Origin of the sequence: Marinobacterium iners DSM 11526, assembly GCF_900107855.1 — a bacterium.
Classification (GTDB): domain Bacteria; phylum Pseudomonadota; class Gammaproteobacteria; order Pseudomonadales; family Balneatricaceae; genus Marinobacterium; species Marinobacterium iners.
Window position 1 is genome coordinate 60,037 of record NZ_FNRJ01000008.1, and the last position, 18,581, is coordinate 78,617.

Annotated in this window: 13 protein-coding genes and 1 tRNA gene; 7 read left to right on the forward strand and 7 right to left on the reverse strand. The window is 56.5% G+C overall.

Features of this window, described 5'->3' with window-relative positions; all coding sequences use genetic code 11:
- Window positions 1-18: 18 nt before the first annotated feature.
- The 4 genes from BLV48_RS10305 to BLV48_RS18975 all read right to left on the reverse strand — a co-directional run bounded on the left by BLV48_RS10305 (window position 19) and on the right by BLV48_RS18975 (window position 5,093).
- Window positions 19-3,054 (reverse strand): efflux RND transporter permease subunit, encoded by a 3,036-nt coding sequence (locus BLV48_RS10305; RefSeq protein ID WP_091826638.1) that lies wholly within the window; start codon window positions 3,052-3,054, stop codon window positions 19-21.
- A complete protein-coding gene (locus tag BLV48_RS10310) occupies window positions 3,051-4,094 on the reverse strand; it encodes an efflux RND transporter periplasmic adaptor subunit (protein ID WP_091826640.1) in 1,044 nt (347 codons plus the stop codon). The genes BLV48_RS10305 and BLV48_RS10310 overlap by 4 nt, the downstream gene beginning before the upstream one ends.
- A gap of 96 nt (window positions 4,095-4,190) precedes the next feature.
- Complete coding sequence (locus tag BLV48_RS10315; protein WP_242529982.1) at window positions 4,191-4,616, reverse strand: YccF domain-containing protein; 426 nt, start codon at window positions 4,614-4,616, stop codon at window positions 4,191-4,193.
- Between the two features lie 303 nt (window positions 4,617-4,919).
- Complete coding sequence (locus BLV48_RS18975; protein ID WP_175527641.1) at window positions 4,920-5,093, reverse strand: hypothetical protein; 174 nt, start codon at window positions 5,091-5,093, stop codon at window positions 4,920-4,922.
- Window positions 5,094-5,305: 212 nt separating this feature from the next.
- Between BLV48_RS18975 and bfr (BLV48_RS10320) the strand changes: the two genes are divergently transcribed.
- On the forward strand, window positions 5,306-5,779 hold the full coding sequence (gene bfr, locus BLV48_RS10320) for a bacterioferritin (RefSeq protein WP_091826641.1): 474 nt from the start codon (window positions 5,306-5,308) through the stop codon (window positions 5,777-5,779).
- A 2-nt stretch (window positions 5,780-5,781) separates the two neighbouring features.
- On the forward strand, window positions 5,782-6,249 hold the full coding sequence (bfr, locus tag BLV48_RS10325) for a bacterioferritin (protein WP_091826643.1): 468 nt from the start codon (window positions 5,782-5,784) through the stop codon (window positions 6,247-6,249).
- Window positions 6,250-6,455: 206 nt separating this feature from the next.
- On the opposite strand, the gene BLV48_RS10330 is transcribed toward bfr (BLV48_RS10325), so the two are convergent.
- Window positions 6,456-6,543 (reverse strand) — tRNA-Ser (locus BLV48_RS10330).
- A gap of 207 nt (window positions 6,544-6,750) precedes the next feature.
- Between BLV48_RS10330 and BLV48_RS10335 the strand changes: the two genes are divergently transcribed.
- The gene (locus tag BLV48_RS10335) at window positions 6,751-7,731 is read left to right on the forward strand and encodes a calcium/sodium antiporter (protein WP_091826645.1); all 981 of its coding nucleotides are present in this window, start codon (window positions 6,751-6,753) and stop codon (window positions 7,729-7,731) included.
- 13 nt (window positions 7,732-7,744) lie between these two features.
- Complete coding sequence (corA, locus tag BLV48_RS10340) at window positions 7,745-8,689, forward strand: magnesium/cobalt transporter CorA (RefSeq protein ID WP_091826647.1); 945 nt, start codon at window positions 7,745-7,747, stop codon at window positions 8,687-8,689.
- 21 nt (window positions 8,690-8,710) lie between these two features.
- Here corA and BLV48_RS10345 read toward each other — a convergent pair whose 3' ends face one another.
- Together BLV48_RS10345 and BLV48_RS10350 are read right to left on the reverse strand one after the other, a co-directional pair.
- Window positions 8,711-11,566 (reverse strand): bifunctional diguanylate cyclase/phosphodiesterase, encoded by a 2,856-nt coding sequence (locus tag BLV48_RS10345; protein WP_091826648.1) that lies wholly within the window; start codon window positions 11,564-11,566, stop codon window positions 8,711-8,713.
- Window positions 11,567-11,694: 128 nt separating this feature from the next.
- Window positions 11,695-12,162 carry an Lrp/AsnC family transcriptional regulator gene (locus BLV48_RS10350; protein ID WP_091826649.1) on the reverse strand — a complete coding sequence of 156 codons (468 nt, stop codon included), beginning with the start codon at window positions 12,160-12,162 and terminating at the stop codon, window positions 11,695-11,697.
- Window positions 12,163-12,372: 210 nt separating this feature from the next.
- Here BLV48_RS10350 and BLV48_RS10355 point away from each other — a divergent pair, with 210 nt between their 5' ends.
- From BLV48_RS10355 to BLV48_RS10365, 3 genes are all read left to right on the forward strand, one after another.
- Window positions 12,373-15,891, forward strand: coding sequence for an indolepyruvate ferredoxin oxidoreductase family protein (locus tag BLV48_RS10355; RefSeq protein WP_091826651.1), 3,519 nt, complete (start codon window positions 12,373-12,375; stop codon window positions 15,889-15,891).
- Window positions 15,884-17,077 (forward strand): amino acid aminotransferase, encoded by a 1,194-nt coding sequence (locus BLV48_RS10360; RefSeq protein ID WP_091826653.1) that lies wholly within the window; start codon window positions 15,884-15,886, stop codon window positions 17,075-17,077. Before BLV48_RS10355 ends, BLV48_RS10360 begins: the two co-directional genes overlap by 8 nt.
- A gap of 95 nt (window positions 17,078-17,172) precedes the next feature.
- Window positions 17,173-18,558, forward strand: a complete 1,386-nt coding sequence (locus BLV48_RS10365; protein WP_091826655.1) for a sodium-dependent transporter — start codon at window positions 17,173-17,175, stop codon at window positions 18,556-18,558.
- Window positions 18,559-18,581: the final 23 nt, after the last annotated feature.

An 18,581-nucleotide genomic window follows, 5' to 3' on the forward strand; every position in this document is an offset into this window, starting at 1 on the left:
CGGCAGCATGCAGCCGTATCAGGTCTTGCTGACCTTGAACCAGAGCGCGTACAACGCAGGTACAAACAGCAGGGTAATCAGCGTACCCACCGCCACGCCACCGATCAGTACATAGGCCAGAGGCCCCCAGAACAGATCCAGCGTCAGCGGAATGAAGGCCAGCATCGCAGCCAGTGCTGTCAGAATCACCGGGCGTGCCCGCTGCACCGCTGCTTCAATGACGGCGTCACGCACCGCCATGCCGGTGTCGAAATTGTCCTGCACCTGCTGGGTCAGAATCATGGTGTTGCGCATCAGAATCCCCCCAAGGCCGATCAGACCCAGCAGCGCCGTAAAGCCAAATGGCTGCTGGAACAGGAGCAGTGCTGCCACGGCTCCCACCAGTCCAAGCGGAGCCGTAGCCACCACCATGAAAGTGCCCGAGAAGGAGCGCATCTGCAGCATGATGAAGATCAGCATCAGCGCCAGCATCACCGGCTGCAACTTCTGAATGGAGGCATCCGCCTTGCCGGACTGCTCAACAGAACCGCCGATGTCGATGTGATAGCCCGGTGGCAGCCCGGCCCGCAGCTGTGCCATCTGCTGCCAGATGGCCTGGGTCACATCCGGTGCCTGTGCCCCCTGCACATCCGCCTGCACCGCCAGGAAAGGCTCACGGTTGTAGCGTTTGATCACCGGATCTTCATAGCGGATCTCAAGTTCACCCAGCTGCTGCAGCGACAACTTTCGGCCTTCTGCAGTCTTGATTTCGAGCGCCTCCGGCAGCAGAACACCGTCACGCGCACTGCGCGCCACCACCTGCACACTGCGGATATCCTGCCGCACCTCAGTGACAGCAAGTCCGTTCAGCTGCAACTGAAGCTGCCTCGCCACCTCGTTCGGCGTCAGCCCCATCAGGCGCAGGCGTTCAGCGTCCATATTCAGATGGTAACTCGGTGCCCGCTCGTCCCACTCCAGATGCGGGATCACGGTATTGGGATGTGCTTCCATCCGTTCACGTATCTGATGTGCAATACGTCGCAACTCATTGGCATCGGGCCCCATAACGCGGAAGCTGACAGGCCAGACCACGGGCGGACCAAACAGCAGTCGTATCACCCGCACCCGCGCCTCGGAGAACTCGCCTGCGGCAATATGCCGATCCAGCTCAGCCATAATGCGATCACGGGCCGCGGCATCCTCTCCAATGGCAATGATTTTGGCGAAGGCAGGGTCAGGCTGTTCGGGATTGGCCGAAATAAAGAACCGAGGGGCTCCGGCTCCCACATAGGCCGAAAGGCTTTTGACCTCTTCCATCTGTGACAGAATCGCTTCCAGCTTGCGCACGGTTGCATCTGTCGCGCCAATGGCACTGCCCTGTGGCAGGTAGACCGAAACCAGTACCTCCGGGCGGTCCGAACTGGGGAAGAACTGCTTCTGTACCTGTGTGGCCATGCCGATCACACTCAGTACAAGCACGCCTATCGTTGCGGCCACCACCGTCTTGCGAAAGCGTACACAGGTGCCAATCAAGGCACGCAGACGACGATACAGTGCCGTTTGATACAGATCACCGGGGGTGTGCTGATGATAGTCCGGCAGCAGCTTTACACCCAGATAGGGCGTAAAGGTCACTGCGACCAGCCAGGAGATCAACAGCGCGAATGCCAGCACCCAAAAAATATTGCCCGCATACTCGCCCACGCCGGATTGGGCAAACCCGATCGGCACAAACCCCACCACCGTAACCAGGGTGCCAAACAGCATCGGTGCCGCCGTGACATTCCAGGCATGGCTGGCCGCCTGCACGCGGTCCCAGCCTTCCTCCATCTTCACGATCATCATCTCGATCGCGATGATCGCATCATCCACCAGCAGTCCCAGTGCGATGATCAACGCCCCCAATGTGATGCGGTCAAGATTGATGCCGGCCATTTTCATCAGCAGGAATGTCAGGCCGATGGTGACCGGAATTGCGATCCCGACCACAAGGCCGGCACGAAAACCGATCGCCAGAATGCTCACTGCCATCACCACCAAAACCGCGACCAGAAACTTGACCTGAAACAGGTTGACTGCCTGACTGATCGCCTCGGTTTGATTGGTCAGCATCTGCAACGACATGCCCAGAGGCAAGCGCGACTGCTCGTCTGCGATGAAGGCTTCAAGACGCTCACCAAATTCGAGCCCGTTCTGACCGGATTGCATCACGACACCCAGCAAAATGGCGTCCTTACCATTGGCTCGTACCAGATAGCTCGGTGGATCTTCATATCCCCGTCGCACTTCGGCCAAGTCAGACAGCTTGATGAGCTGCCCTCCTACTCTCAGCGGCACCGCCGCCAACTGTTCAGGGTCGGCCAAGTCTGCCTCAATGCGCAGATAGGCACGCGGGCCATCCAGGTCCACAAACCCCGAGGCCACCATCCTGTTGCTGGCTTCGATGGCAGCAAATATCTGCTCTGGGGTCAGGCCGAGATTGTTGAGCCGATTCATGTCAAATTCGATATATACACGCTCAGGGCGCTCACCCAGCACCAGCGCCTTTTGCAGACCCGGCAGACGCTGCAAACGATCACGAATCGACTCGGCTTCACGTGTCAGTTCGCGCATCGGCATGCCCGGGGCCGTCAGGGCGATCAGCGAGAAGTACACATCCGAAAAATCATCATTCACAATGGGGCCGATCACACCGGCGGGCAGGCTGGCGGCTTCATCCTGCATCCGCTTGCGCACTTCATAAAACAGATCGGGTACCACCTCGCTGGGCGAAAAATCTTCAAACTCCACCTGCAGATCCGCACGCCCCGGACGTACAGTGGTTTCAACCTTGTTCAGATATTCCACTTCCTGGATGCGCTTCTCCAGTCGATCAACGACCTGATTCTGCAGCTCTTGCGGGGTTGCTCCGGGCCAAACCACCGACACCACCATCACGCGAACGGTGAAGGCCGGATCTTCAGCCCGCCCCAGTGAAAGGAATGCATACACACCGGCACACACGGACAGAATGATGAAAAACAGCGTGACGGAGCGCTCACGTACCGCAAGCGCCGAGAGGTTGGGAAAGCTCATTGTGCCTGCTCCCTCACATCCATTCCCGGCGTCAACAGATGGGTGCCCAAGGCAATAATGCGGCTGCCCTCGGCCAGTGAAGCGCGAATTCTGGCCTGCTCGCTTTCCAGTGACAGAACCTCAACCGGAACAGGCTGTGCCTTGCCCCCCAACACCTGCCACACCTGCGGGCCGCCGCTGCGCTCATCCAACGCCCCCAGCGGCACACTCAGCGTGACACCTTGCTGATCCTGGTTCAGCAGTACCTGCACCACCATACCCAGGCTCAGGGCGTCAGAAGGCTGTTCTATGCGGTAGCGCGCACGCCAACTGCGGCTTTGCGGGTCCGCTGCACCGGCAACCTCACGCAAACTCAGCGGTAACACCCTGTCTTCCAGTTGCAGCTTGCCACCTTCGGGGGGACGCACACCTTCGGCAAGATATACCTCAACCTCCAGTGGACCCTCTTCAACCAACACCGCCAATGTCTGCCCCACCGCCACCACCTGGCCCGGCTCTGCACTGACCTCGGTCAACACACCCGCCCTGTCAGCTGCAAGTTTGGCGTAACCCAAGCCGTTGCGCGCCTGTGCCAGCACCGCCAGTGCGGCATCACGATGGCTTTCCGCTTCACGCAACGCCAGCTCAAAACGATCCAGTGTCTGCCGACTTACAAAATCACGTTCAACCAGTTGCTGTTGACGCTTTAACTCGCTGCGGGCAATCGCCAAAGCCGCTTCAGCGGTTTTGACCTCAGCTTCCGCCACTCGAACCGTTGCCATCAGGTCGCGTGTATCAAGCTGAAACAGCAGCTGCCCGGCCACCACTCGCTGCCCAGCATCGACATGCCGTTCCAGAATGCGACCGGGGACCTGAAACGAGACAGGGATTTCGTGACGTCCCTTGACCGTACCCGACAATTTCACCCATGCACTGTCATGACTCTGCACTGCCACTGTTCTGACCCAGGGAGCCGGTGTCGTCTCTGGCGAAACGGATTCGTCACCGCTGCACCCGACCAGTAGCAGAGAAAGCAGAATCAGAGGAAGTGTCAGTCGCATGGCAATATACCCGATGGTCGCGTCGATTCAGTTGACCCAATCGTAAAATATTAGAGACAACAAATATATATTCGCAACGTATTGAATACTGGCTGGTTACTCAAGCGGGGTGTTGAAACGAGTATCACTGCGGACCACTGTCTGCCCCACCGGAGCCAGCGCAATCATCGCCAGTTTGAGGTGCTGAATGCCGAAAGGAATGCCAATGATGGTGATAAAGCAGGCCAGTGCCGACATTAAATGACCAATTGCCAGCCATATACCGGCGAAAATGAACCAGATGATGTTGCCAATCAGCCCCAAAACCCCAGTGCCAATATCGTCACGACCCGTCAAGTCGCGACGGTTGACCGGTTCCTTGCCGAACGGGAAAAAGGCAAAACTGCCTATTACGAAGCATGAACGCGCCCAAGGGATACCCACAATGGTGATTAACGCCAGCAAGCCGGCCAGCCACCAGGCCAACCCCATCAGCACACCACCCAACACGAACCAGAGAATATTACCCAGTACACGCAGCATTTGAATGATCCCTCACATATGCAAATAAAGTTCGAGCCATTGTTCCACTATTTATCCAGTAGAGCGAGAGGCAAGACAAGGGATGTTCTCTCCCTTAATACATACAAAAAAGCCGAGCCCCTCACGGGGCCCGGCTTTTTACTGGTAAGCCAGAGATTACTTGGCTTTCTTGAGCAGTTTTTTCAGACCTTTCAGCTTGCCTTCGTGCTTGGCAATTTTAGCCTTGCGTGCCTTGATCTCTTTCTTAACAGCTTTGGTCTTTACTTTGTTCGCCATGGTCGTTCTCTCCATCTAATGAGCAGACTATTTCTGTAGCGAAGCATGTTCGGCTACGAAGCTGCGAATAAAACGTCGAATTTCACGTGCTGCACTGGTATCCAGTTCATCACAAAGCGCGACAAACTGATCGCGATCTTCATTATTGATCCGGATAACCAGCTGGCTGTTTTTGGGTCTGCTTTTCTTTTTACCGCTCATTAAAAGCCTCCCAAAGCTGCCTGCAGCGACTATCGACTGACAATCATATGTATATACAAAGCAAACCATAGCAGCTGACAGAGGCAGGGTCAAACTGCCTTAACCAGAGGCAGACCTATTCACATCTTTGCTAAACTGTTGACCAGCTTAAACGTGCAACCGCATTCAAATCATCGGGGCCAGCAAAGGCATCCGATCTCAGGGAGACAATGATGAAGCATGACGATACGCTGGTGCAGCAACTGAACAGGGTACTGACGCTTGAGCTTACATCCATCAACCAGTATTTCCTGCATGCTCGTATTTTCAGGAACTGGGGGCTGGAACGACTGAACCACAAGGCCTACAAGAAATCGATTCTTGACATGAAGCAGGCCGACCGGTTGATTGAGCGCATTCTGTTTCTGGAAGGGCTACCCAACCTGCAGCACCTGGAGCGCTTGCGCATCGGTGAAGATACCGAAGAGATGCTGCAGGGGGACCTGAGCCTTGAGACTGACCAGATTGCGCTGCTGCGTGATGTGATCGCCCAGTGCGAAGCCGGTGGTGATTATGTCAGCCGCAAGCTGCTGGTCGACATTCTGGAAGAAGAAGAGGAACACCTGGACTGGATTGAAACCCAGCAGCATCTGATCCGAGAGGTAGGTATTCAGAACTACCTGCAATCGGCCATTGAGGAGGATTGATTATGCAAGGCAAGCAAAATGTCATTGACGCACTGAACAAGCTACTGGCCGGCGAACTGGCCGCCATGGATCAGTATTTTATCCATTCGGAAATGTATGCCGACTGGGGGTTCAACAAGCTCTATGAGCGCATCGCGCACGAGTTTGATGATGAAAAGGGTCACGCCAAATTGATGATTGAGCGCATATTGTTCCTGGGCGGCACACCGGACCTGGTAACACGCGAGCCCATTCATGTCGGCAAAACCGTCCCGGAAATGCTGCAGAATGACCTGAACACCGAATATCAGGTCGTGCATAACCTTAAACAGGTCATTGCGCTGTGTGAACAGGAACAGGATTACCAGACCCGAGAAATGCTGCGTCAGCAACTGGCCGATACCGAGGAAGATCATGCCTACTGGCTCGAAAAGCAGCTGGGGCTAATCAACCGTGTTGGCCTGCAGAACTACCTGCAGTCACAGATGTAATTTTGGGGACCGACCTCCAGGCGCGGTCGGTCATCCCCTCTGTTTTAACATCCGGCCCACAGCGTGTGATCGAAGAGGGAGCTAGCATTATAAGTCTCGGTGAATCCACCGAGGCTCTTCAGAACCGTCCAACAGGCGCTGCCAATCAACAAGAGACCCTGTATTGATTCAACGATACTGATTTGCTTGAGTTTAAACATGGGAAATGGCGGTCAGGGAGGGATTCGAACCCTCGATACGTTGCCGTATACACACTTTCCAGGCGTGCTCCTTCAGCCACTCGGACACCTGACCGCATTGTGCAATTGATGCTGTTTTTGGCTGTCATGGCGACCGCCTCATCAATTGAGGTGCGCATTCTAGCAGACTGATTTCAAAGCACAACATCTGGCTCTACTTTTTTTGTCGGTGCCTGTATCCAGACCAAGACGTGGGCCATTTGGCGGGGTATCATGCCGCTATTGCACAAACCGTTCGACTATTCAGGGAGTTCTGTTACAGATGTTAATGCCAATTTTGGCCGTGGTTGGAGGTCTGGCTCTACTGGTGTGGAGTGCTGACCGTTTTATTGACGGAGCGGCAGCAACCGCGCGTTTTGCCGGGATGCCACCTTTACTCATCGGCATGGTAATCATAGGTTTTGGTACCTCTGCTCCCGAAATGGTCGTTTCGGCTTTTGCTTCGGTCCAGGGCAACCCTAACTTGGCACTGGGGAACGGCTATGGCTCCAATATTGCCAATATCGCACTTATTCTGGGTCTGACCGCCCTGCTCAGCCCTATTGCGGTTCATTCCCAGATTTTGCGCAAAGAGCTGCCGCTGCTGACCGTGTTCACTTTTCTCGCGGGTTACCAGTTGCTCGATGGACAGATTACGCGCGCTGAAGCCGTGGTACTACTGATTGTGTTCTTTGCCATGATGGGCTGGTCAGTCATGCAAGGCATACGCCAGCGAGGCGACACCCTCGGCAACGATATGGAACATGAACTGGAAAGCGAGCCAGCCATGACATTGGGCAAGGCCATCTTCTGGCTGCTGCTGGGGCTGGTATTGCTGATCGTGAGTTCCAGAGTCCTGGTGTGGGGCGCTGTGGACATTGCCAGTGCGCTTGGCGTCAGTGATCTGATTATTGGTTTGACTGTAGTGGCAATCGGCACCTCCCTGCCGGAGCTGGCGTCCTCTATTATCGCTGTACGCAAGAACGAACATGATCTGGCTTTGGGCAATGTGATCGGCTCGAACATGTTCAACACCCTGGCGGTTGTCGGTATTGCCGGCGCCATTCACCCGATGTCATTCAGTCCTGAAGTCCTTACCCGAGACTGGGTCGTAATGGCGGGCCTGACACTGTCGTTGTTTATTCTGGGCTATGGCTTCAGAGGCAAGGGCCGAATCAATCGCATTGAAGGTGGCTTGCTGGTGGCGGTATTTGCTGGCTATACCACGTGGCTGATCTACGGTGTAATCGCCACACAGGCCTGACAGGGAGACACAGATGATCCGCACATTCACGCTAGAACACGGCAAGCTGCGTGAGCAGGAACAGCTGGCCAGTGATGGGTTGACCACTGCCAGCTGGATCGACCTGCAAGATGCGGATGAAGTCGAGCGCGCCAATGTGGAGCAATTGTTTCCGGAAAGCTTGCCGGATGCGGATGAGGTCGAAGAGATCGAGTCCAGCGCACGCTACTTTGTCGAAGGCAATGACCTGCATGTCCATTCCCTTTTTCTGTACCAGAGCGAGGGGCGCTTCAAAACGGCAACGGTTGCATTCACCCTGCAACCGGAGCGTTTGATCAGTACCCGTGACGTAGAGCTGCCTGACTTTCGCCTAACCCGCCTGCGAGCACGGCGCGGATGGGTTGAAGCCACGTCCCCACTGCAGATCCTGACCGCACTGTTTGAGCAGAAGGTGGACAACCTGGCTGACCAGCTTGAAGACCTGCATCGGGACCTGGAACAGCTCAGCGTCGAAGTACTGGAGAACCGAGACGCGGAGCTTGGTGACCAATTGGATCGGCTGGCCAAGCTGGAGGACAGCAACGGCCAGATTCGTCTCTGTTTGATGGACACGCAGCGCTCGACCTCGTTTCTGCTGCGACACATCCGCGACCAGAAACGTGAGGTCAAAACCTTCCGCGAGATTCTGCGAGACCTGGACACGCTAATGGCGCATGCCACCTTCGTGTTCGAGAAAATAAACTTCCTGATGAATGCTGCCCAGGGTTTTATCAACATCCGCCAGAACCAGATCATCAAGATCTTTTCCATTGCGGCGGTGGTGTTTCTGCCCCCCACACTGGTAGGCACCGTTTACGGCATGAACTTTGAGATGATGCCGGAGCTGGAGTGGGTTTTCGGCTATCCGATGGCGTTGGGGCTGATGATCATTTCAGCCATCTCGCCCTACCTTTTTTTCAAGCACAAGGGCTGGCTCTGAAGCCACCGCTTCAGCCCCCCTTCATTTCAGCTTCAGCTCAAACTCACTGGCGGGCAACGGACGGGCGTAAAAGTAGCCTTGCGCAATATGGCAACCTGCTCGGCGCAGGAACTCACAGTGCGCTTCGGTCTCGACACCCTCCGCTACTGTTTTCAGCCGCAGATGGCGCGCAATATCGATAATGGATGAGGTGATCGCCACATCATCCTCATCGTCCGGGATGCCCATAATGAAGGTTCGATCGATCTTGAGCTTGTCCAGTGCAAACCGTTTCAGGTAGGCCAGACTTGCGTAACCGGTACCAAAATCATCCAGCGCGATACGAACGCCCAGTTCACGCAGCTGATGCAGAAGACTGACTGAACCTTCAACATCACTCATCAGCACACTTTCAGTGACTTCAAGCACCAATTGATCGGCCGGGAAGCCGCTTTCTGACAACGCAGCCTTCACCTCGTCAACCAGCTCAGGTCGGAACTGTACTGCTGACACATTCACCGCCATGCTCAGCGGCTTGCCATGGATACGATCCCATTCACGCGCCTGGTTGCAGGCCTGCTGCAGCACCCAGGCACCAATTGGAATGATCAGACCAGTCTCTTCCGCCAGCGGAATAAAACGATCCGGCATCACCAAACCCTGGCTACTGTTCCACCGCAGCAAGGCTTCACAGCCAGTGAGGCAGTTGCTGGAAACGTCATATTGCGGCTGATAGTAGAGCTCAAGCTCATCACGGCCCAGCGCATCTCGTAATCGCGTTTCCATCAACAGACGTTCGGAGACCTGCTGGTTCATCGCCTCAGTGAAGAACTGGAAGTTGTTACGCCCCTGCCCTTTGGCGTGATACAGCGCCGTATCAGCATTCTTGAACAACGTATCAAAATCTTCACCATCACCGGGATAAAGTGCCAAACCGATACTGGCTGTGGTGACCATCGTATGATCTTCAACCTGTAAAGGCTCCGCGATCAGTTGCAGGTAGCGTGAAGCCAGGCCTGATAGGTCAGCCTGTTCACCCAGATCCGGCAGCAGGATTACGAATTCGTCCCCCCCCAAGCGACTGATGGTGTCACTGTCACGCGCCTGCTCGGAAAGCCGGCTCGCAATAATCTTGAGTACCGTGTCACCACTGCCGTGACCCAGCGAGTCGTTGATGTTCTTGAACCGATCCAGGTCAATAATCAGCAGTGCAGCCTGCTCATGGCGTCTGCGTGCACGAGCAATTGCCTGAATGGTACGATCACGCAACAGGCGACGGTTGGGCAAGTCCGTGAGCGGGTCGAAGTCAGAGAGGTAACGCAGCTGGTCTTCTGCCTCCTTTCGCTCAGTCATGTCGGTCAGCATGGCGACATGATTGCGCACCGCACCCGCCTCATCCCGAACCAGGCTGATCGACAGCCATTGTGGGTATATCTCGCCACTGCGTCGTCGGTTCCATACCTCACCCTGCCATCTACCCTGTTCCTGCAAGGTCTGCCACATCCGCTCGAAGAAAGCCGAACTGTGGCGTCCGGAAGCCAATAACGCCGGCGTTTTACCCACCACATCTGCTTCCGGATAGCCTGTAATACGAGTGAAGGCAGGGTTGACCGCCATGATGCGGTTGTCGGCATCGCTGATCATGGCCCCCTCACTGGCTGACTCAAACACCTGCGCCGACAGTTTCAATTCATCCGCCGTACGCTCAAGCTCAACCTGACGCTGGTCGATCTCCTGCTGGTAACGGCGCATCAACGTACGCAGCCAGCGTGAAATAATCCAGGCGACCAGAATGGCGGCCGCCATGGCAAACAACAGGACCAGAATCAGCCACTGCAGATCATGCTGCAGTTCCTGCTCCAGCTTGGCTTTTTGCATTGCCAGCACTTCGTCCATGCTTTCTTGATAAATCCCGGCAATGAGCACCCAGTCCCACTCGGGGACGTCCTGCACCAGCGACAGTTTATGGTGAATTCCTTCAGCACCCGGTTTGTACCAGTCATACTCAACAAAGCGCCCCTCGGGCGTTGCCTGTTCAAGCAGCCAGTTAACCATCTTGCGGTGTTCAGAGTCGAGTTGACTCACCAGCTTTCCGGATGAGCCGGGGCGCGTTGGCGAAAGCAGCACCTGTCCATTTTTATGCAATACCGCGATGTAGCCCTCATCTCCAAACGTCAGCGCCTCAAGTCGATTCAGTGCCTGCTGTTTGAGATCGTTCTCGACCTGGTAAAGGTAATCGCCGGTGCCGATAATCCAATCAAGCGGTTCAAACAGTTCCACATAAGCGATTTTTTCCCGCATTTCATCCGGGTAATCCGGTGCATACCAGAGGTAGCGCGAAAAACCGGCCTGATTCGGGTTCTGCACTGCCTCAATCAACCCACGCATGATGTAGTGACCGGTATCATCCTGGTTATCGAGCAGGGATTTGCCTTCAATGTCAGGACTGATCGGCAGCAGCATGCATTCACCTTCAAGCGTGTCGATGAAAATATAGCCTCGCCCATCGAAGAAGCGCAGATCGCGCAGTGCTTCACGGATCAGTTCGCCAACCTGCTCCTTTGCACCATCGCCATGCAGCTGAATTTCCATGTCATAGATCGACTGGGCCAGCTGCATCGCCTGACGCACCTGAGCCTGGATATTGTCACGCAGAACAGCTTCAGTTTGCTGGCGAGTAAAATTGATGTAATCGAGAGTGGCATCCACTTCCTGACGCAGCTTTTCCTGACTGCTTTGCTGCAGCGAAAGGCGTTGCTGGCGCAGCCGTTCATGGCCATTCTGCCAAGCCGTCATCACAAAGAAGGCCGACACCAGCAGCATGAGTACAAGCACGGTACCGATGAAGGCACGGGTCTGATAGCGTGGAAGCGTTTTTGAATCAATCGTCAGGGGCATGGTTTCATCTGGCCCATCTACATCTGGGCAAACTCATACAGATTCAGCTCCCTGCCGCCTGCTGAGAAGTTATTGAAATTTCATGTTTTATAACATTGAGTCTACACAGTAGCAAACCCGCAACATGGCTAAAGCGGAAGATTCTGGGTGTTCTTGATCTCACGCAAGGCAAAATTGGAGTGTACTTGGGCAATGCCTTGAAGTGTAAAGATCTTTTCATTTAGAAAACGATCGTACGAAGGCATGTCCGGTACCACTATTCGCAGCACAAAATCAGCATTACCGGTTACGGCAAAGCACTGCAGCACCTCAGGGTAGGTCATCACCTGCTGCTCAAATTCAGCCGTACTGTCGATGTTGTGTCGCTGCAGCGAAACCAATGCAAACACACTCAGCGCCTGCCCCAATACCTGCGGATTAAGTCTCGCCGCATAGCCCTCAATGGCGCCCTTCTCTTCCAGAGCCCTCACCCGGCGCCAGCAGGCCGCTGGTGATAAACCCACCTGCTCAGCCAATTGCTGGTTACTGATGCGCCCATCCTGTTGCAGATGATCGAGTATCCGGCGATCAAAACTGTCCAATTCAACCTGTTTCATTTGGTAACACTCTATTTTTTTCAAATATTATTTCTTATATAGCAAAATAAAGAAATAATTTTTCCAAATCCAGTGAAACCGTTGTTCAAATAGCAAGCACCTTTACCCGCCTTGTCCCTACAATTTACAGCCATGAATACGGGCTCGTCCGCTCTGCCATCCGGCGGCGTCCCGGATAACAACAAGATCCAACACAGAGAGGTACCGGGTATGTCTGTCAATGATGCCCCCACGCTCGATGACTATCGTCTCGAGGATCGCTATCTGCGCGACACCGGTCGCGTGTTCCTCACCGGCACTCAGGCGCTGGTTCGCATTCCATTGATGCAGGCACGCCTCGACAGGCAGAACGGCCTCAATACCGCTGGCCTGATCAGCGGCTATCGTGGCTCACCGCTGGGCGCCTACGACCAGGCACTCTGGCAGACCAAAAAGCTGTTGGATGAACACCGCATCGATTTCGTACCCGCGATCAACGAAGATCTGGCAGCCACCATTATTCTCGGCAGCCAGCAGGTCGAGACTGATGCCGACAAGCAGGTCGAAGGCGTCTTCGGTCTTTGGTATGGCAAGGGTCCGGGCGTCGATCGCGCCGGGGATGCACTCAAGCACGGCACCACCTACGGCAGCTCGCCCCATGGCGGCGTACTGGTCGTCGCCGGTGATGACCACGGCTGTGTATCCTCCTCCATGCCGCACCAGTCCGATGTAGCGTTCATGGCCTGGTTCATGCCAACCATCAATCCGGCCAACCTTTCCGAATATATGGAGTTTGGTCTCTGGGGCTACGCCCTGTCCCGTTTTAGCGGCTGCTGGGTGGGTTTCAAGGCGATCTCCGAAACCGTCGAAAGTGCGGCCTCTGTCGAACTCAAGCCGTTGCCAACCTTTGTAACGCCAACCGACTTCACACCGCCGGCGGATGGCTTGCACTACCGTTGGCCGGACCTGCCCGGGCCTCAGCTGGAAACCCGCATCGAGCACAAGATGGCAGCGGTTCAGGCCTTTGCCCGCGCCAATCCCATCGACCGCCGTATCTTCAACACCGACAATGCGCGCTTCGGTATCGTGACCACCGGCAAGGGCTATCTGGACCTGATGGAAGCGCTGCAGCTGCTGGGTATCGATGCAGCACGTGCCAAAACGCTCGGTCTCGATATTTATAAGGTCGGTATGGTCTGGCCGCTGGAGCGCAAGGGCATTCTCGATTTCGTTCACGGCAAGGAAGAGGTGCTGGTGATCGAAGAGAAGCGCGGCATCATCGAAAGCCAGATCAAGGAGTACATGTCCGAGCCCGACCGCCCGGGTGAAGTGCTGATCACCGGCAAGCAGGATCAGAACGGCGAGCCGCTGATTCCCTATGTGGGCGAACTGAGCCCGAAACTATTGGCCGGCTATCTGGCTGCCCGTCTGGATCGCTTTTTCGGTGTGAAGTTCAGCAACGGACTGGAGCAGATCAACTGCTCGCTGGGCATTACCGACCCGGGTGGCGTGCGCCGCATGCCGTACTTCTGCTCCGGCTGTCCGCACAACTCCTCTACCAAGGTGCCCGAAGGCAGCAAGGCGCTGGCCGGTATCGGTTGTCACTTCATGGCCTCCTGGATGGGACGCGACACCGAATCCCTGATTCAGATGGGCGGTGAAGGCGTCAACTGGATCGGCAAGAGCCGTTACACCGGCAACCCGCACGTGTTCCAGAACTTGGGGGAAGGCACCTATTTCCATTCCGGCTCCATGGCGATCCGCCAGGCTATCGCCGCCGGGATCAACATCACCTACAAGATCCTGTTCAACGATGCTGTGGCCATGACCGGTGGCCAGCCGGTTGACGGCCAGATCACCGTTGACGCCATCGCCAAGCAGGTCTCCGCCGAAGGTGCCAAGCGCGTGGTGGTACTAAGTGACGAGCCGGAAAAGTACAAGGGCCATGAGTCCCTGTTCCCGCAGGGCGTGACCTTCCACGACCGTTCCGAGCTGGATGCCGTGCAGCGCGAGCTGCGCGAGATTCCGGGCTGTACCGTGCTGATCTACGATCAGACCTGTGCCGCCGAGAAACGCCGTCGCCGCAAGCGTGGCCAGTTCCCGGACCCGGCCAAGCGTGCCTTCATCAACCATCACGTCTGTGAAGGCTGTGGCGACTGTTCCACCCAGTCCAACTGCCTGTCCGTAATTCCGCGCGAGACTGAGCTGGGCCGCAAGCGCAAAATCGACCAGTCCTCCTGCAACAAGGACTTTTCCTGCGTCACCGGCTTCTGCCCGAGCTTCGTGACCATCGAAGGCGGCCAGCTGCGCAAGTCGAAGGGACTGGATCTGGGTGCCGAACTGGAGCAGCGCCTGCATAACATCTCTCAGCCTGCCGTTCCCGCACTGCAAGGCAGCTATGATCTGCTGGTCGGCGGCGTCGGCGGTACCGGTGTGGTCACTGTGGGTCAGTTGATCACCATGGCGGCACACCTGGAATCCAAGGGCGCCTCGGTACTCGACTTCATGGGCTTTGCCCAGAAAGGCGGCACCGTGCTGAGCTATGTGCGCCTTGCACCATCACCGGACAGCCTGCACCAGGTGCGGATCGAGAACGGTCAGGCCGATGCCATGGTCGCCTGCGACATGGTCGTGGCCACCTCGCAGAAAGCGCTGAACGTGCTGCGCCCGAACCACACCCGTATCGTCGCCAATGAAGCCGAGCTGGCCACGGCCGACTACGTGCTCTACCGCGATGCCGACATGCAGGCCGATAAACGCCTGAAGCTGTTGCAGGATGCCGTGGGGCAGGACGCTTTCGATCAGCTGAATGCCAACCTGATCGCCGAGAAACTGTTGGGCGACACCGTATTCTCCAACGTCATGATGCTTGGCTTCGCCTGGCAAAAAGGCTTGGTACCTGTATCACTGGACGCTCTAATGCGGGCCATCGAACTCAATGGCGTGGCGATCGAGCGCAACAAACAGGCCTTTGGCTGGGGCCGTCTGGCGGTAACTGATCGTGACTACGTAATGTCGCTGCTCAGTGAAGAAGCCCGCGAAAAGACGATCACGCCTGAAAAAGAGACGCTGGAGCAATTGATCGAGCGTCGCATGAAACACCTGACGGCGTACCAGAACGCCGACTGGGCCGAACAGTATCGTGTACAGGTTGAACAGGTCCGCCTAGCCGAAACGGCGTTGGGACAGACAGATCTGCCCCTGACCCGCAGCGTGGCCCAGCAGCTGTTCCGGCTGATGTCGTACAAGGACGAGTATGAAGTTGCACGACTGTTCACCCAAACCGATTTCCTGCGAGAGATCGAGCAGACCTTTGATGGCGACTACCGTATCCACTTCCACCTGGCACCCCCACTGCTGAGCCGGAAGAAGGATGCTCGTGGTCGTCCAGCAAAACGCCAGTTCGGTCCGTGGATGCTGAGAGCCATGAACGTTCTCGCACCTTTGAAGGGGCTTCGTAACACAGCGTTCGACCCCTTCCGTTTTTCCGCCGATCGCAAGCTGGATCGTGCCCTGCTGGCGGAATACAGAGAGCTGCTTGGCCGTTTTGCCAAGGAGCTGAACGCATCCAACTACAGTTTTGCCCTTGAGCTGGCAGAACTGCCGTCCGAAATCCGCGGCTACGGCCCCGTGCGCGAGCAAGCAGCCGAGGGTGTCGCCCAGAAGCGCACATTGCTGATGAAAGCATTCGAGACCGGACAGGCTACGCTGATCAAGCTGGCCAAAACCGAGGAGGAAGCCCATGTTTGAACAGCTGAAAACTCTGCCACAGGACCCGATTCTGGGGCTGATGAAGGCCTTTCGTGAAGACCCGAGAACCGACAAGGTAGACCTTGGAGTGGGCGTGTACCGGGACGAGGCCGGTCAAACACCGATCATGACTGCTGTACAGGCTGCCGAACGGCGTCTGCTCGGAACGGAAACCACCAAGGCCTACATCGGTCCGGCCGGTGCCGAAGGCTTCAATCAGCTGATCGGTCAGCTGATGCTGGGGGCTGGCCATAGCGCTCTGAGTGATGGTCGCGCCACCGTGGTACAGACACCCGGTGGCTGTGGCGCCCTGCGGATGGCGGCCGAATTTCTCAAATTGTGCCGACCGGACACCACTGTCTGGATCAGCACCCCAACCTGGGCCAACCATATACCGCTGCTGGGCGGGGCTGGCCTGACTATTCGCGAATATCCCTATCTGGACCGCACCACCTTAAGTGTCGATTTCGATGCCATGATCTCGTGCCTGGAGCAAGCCGATAGCGGCGATGTGGTGCTCCTGCACGGCTGCTGTCATAATCCGTCCGGCGCAGATCTGGACGCCGATCAGTGGGCCGCTATCACGGACCTGATCGAGCGCAAGGGACTGCTGCCGTTTATCGATATGGCCTATCAGGGCCTGGGGGAAGGGCTGGAACAGGATGCACAGGGCGTTCGCCTGATGGCAGAGCGGCTGCCTGAAGTGATTGTTGCCTCCTCCTGTTCCAAAAACTTTGGCCTGTACCGGGAACGTACCGGTGCCCTGATGCTGATTGCCGCCACGCCCGCACAGGGCAAGGCGGCGGCCAGTCAGCTGCTGAGTGCGATCCGGTCGCACTACTCCATGCCGCCTTCGCATGGCGCAGCGGTGGTCGAGCTGATCCTCGATTCACCCGAGCTGGCACACCAGTGGCAAACAGAACTGGGCGCGATGTGTGATCGCATCCTGGATCTGCGCGCCGCTTTCAGTAAGGCACTGGCCCCGGCAGGTGACTTCAGCTTTATCGAACGGCAGCGCGGCATGTTCTCCTTCCTGGGGATTACGCCACAACAGGTTCAGATCCTGCGCGAGGAGTTTGGCATCTACATGCTGGATTCCAGTCGGATCAATATTGCCGGTCTGTCCGCCGCCACCCTGCCCTGCGTCAGCGAAGCGATCAGGGAGGTAAGTGGACGCACAGCCTAATTTGTTTTACCGGGCCTCGCTGCAACAACAGCGGGGCCTTTCAGTCAGCACCGGCCTCTGACCGATAACAATAACGAAACCGGAGAACTCACACCATGAGTCAAGCAACATCCAAAGCACACCAGCAGGCGGGCAGCCTCTGGTCGTCCCGCATGGCCTTTATTCTGGCCGCCGTCGGCTCAGCCGTCGGCCTTGGCAACATCTGGAAATTCCCCTACATTACCGGTGAAAACGGCGGCGGCGCCTTTGTTCTGGTGTACCTTGCCTGCATCGCCATCGTTGGCATTCCCGTCCTGATCGCGGAAGTGATGATCGGCCGTCGCGGCGGTCAAAGTCCGGTGGCGAGCATGCGCGAGCTGACCGCCACCGAGGGCACTCGGAAAGGCTGGCGGTTGATCGGCTGGAACGGCATTGTGGCCTCCTTCCTTGTCCTGTCCTTCTATTCCGTCATCGGTGGCTGGGCACTGGTCTATGTATTCAAAGCCGCATCCGGCATGTTTACCGGAGCCGACGCCGATGCCATCGGCGGCACATTTGGCGGCATGCTCGCCAGCGCAACAGACCTGTTGCTTTGGCACAGCGTGTTCATGGCGATCGTGATTTTCATTGTGGGTCGCGGTATTCGCTCCGGCATGGAAAGAGCGATCAACACCCTGATGCCACTGCTGTTCGTACTGCTGTTCATCATGGTGGGCTACGCCATGACCACCGGCAAGTTCGGTGAAGCGGTCAGCTTCATGTTCTCGCCCGACTTCAGCAAACTCACCACTGAAGGGATACTCACCGCACTGGGCCACGCGGCCTTTACCCTGAGCATCGGTATTGGCGTTATGATGGCCTACGGCTCTTACCTGCCACAGAAGGTCAATATTGCGCGTACTGCCATGACCATTGCGGTACTGGATACAGGTGTCGCCCTGATGGCAGGCCTGGCCATTTTCCCGCTGGTGTTTGCTAACGGGCTGGAACCCGGCGCAGGCCCCGGTCTGATCTTTGTCACCCTGCCGCTGGCATTTGGCCAGATGAGCGGCGGTGTAATCTTCGGCACCCTGTTCTTCGCCCTGTTGCTGGTGGCCGCACTGACATCCGCCATCTCCATGCTGGAGCCCGTGGTTGAATGGCTCGAAGAGCACAAGGGCATCAGCCGTGCCAAGAGCGCCCTGGGCGGTGGTCTGGCAATTTGGCTGGTCGGCGTCGGTACCGTACTGTCATTCAACAACTTGGCTGATTTCCATCCACTGGCCTTCATCCCGTTCTTTGAAGGCAAAACCATTTTTGACCTGCTCGACTTCCTTGTCTCCAACCTGATGATGCCACTGGGCGGTCTCGCCATCGCGCTGTTTGCCGGTTGGGCCATGAAGCGCCAGGGACTGGATCAGGAGATCGGCTTGAAAGGCGGTGTTTACAGCGCATTCATGTTCGTACTGCGTTTCCTGACTCCGGCAGGGATTGCGGTGGTGTTCCTGTATAACTTGCTGTAATGCCGCGCCGGATGACAGACGCC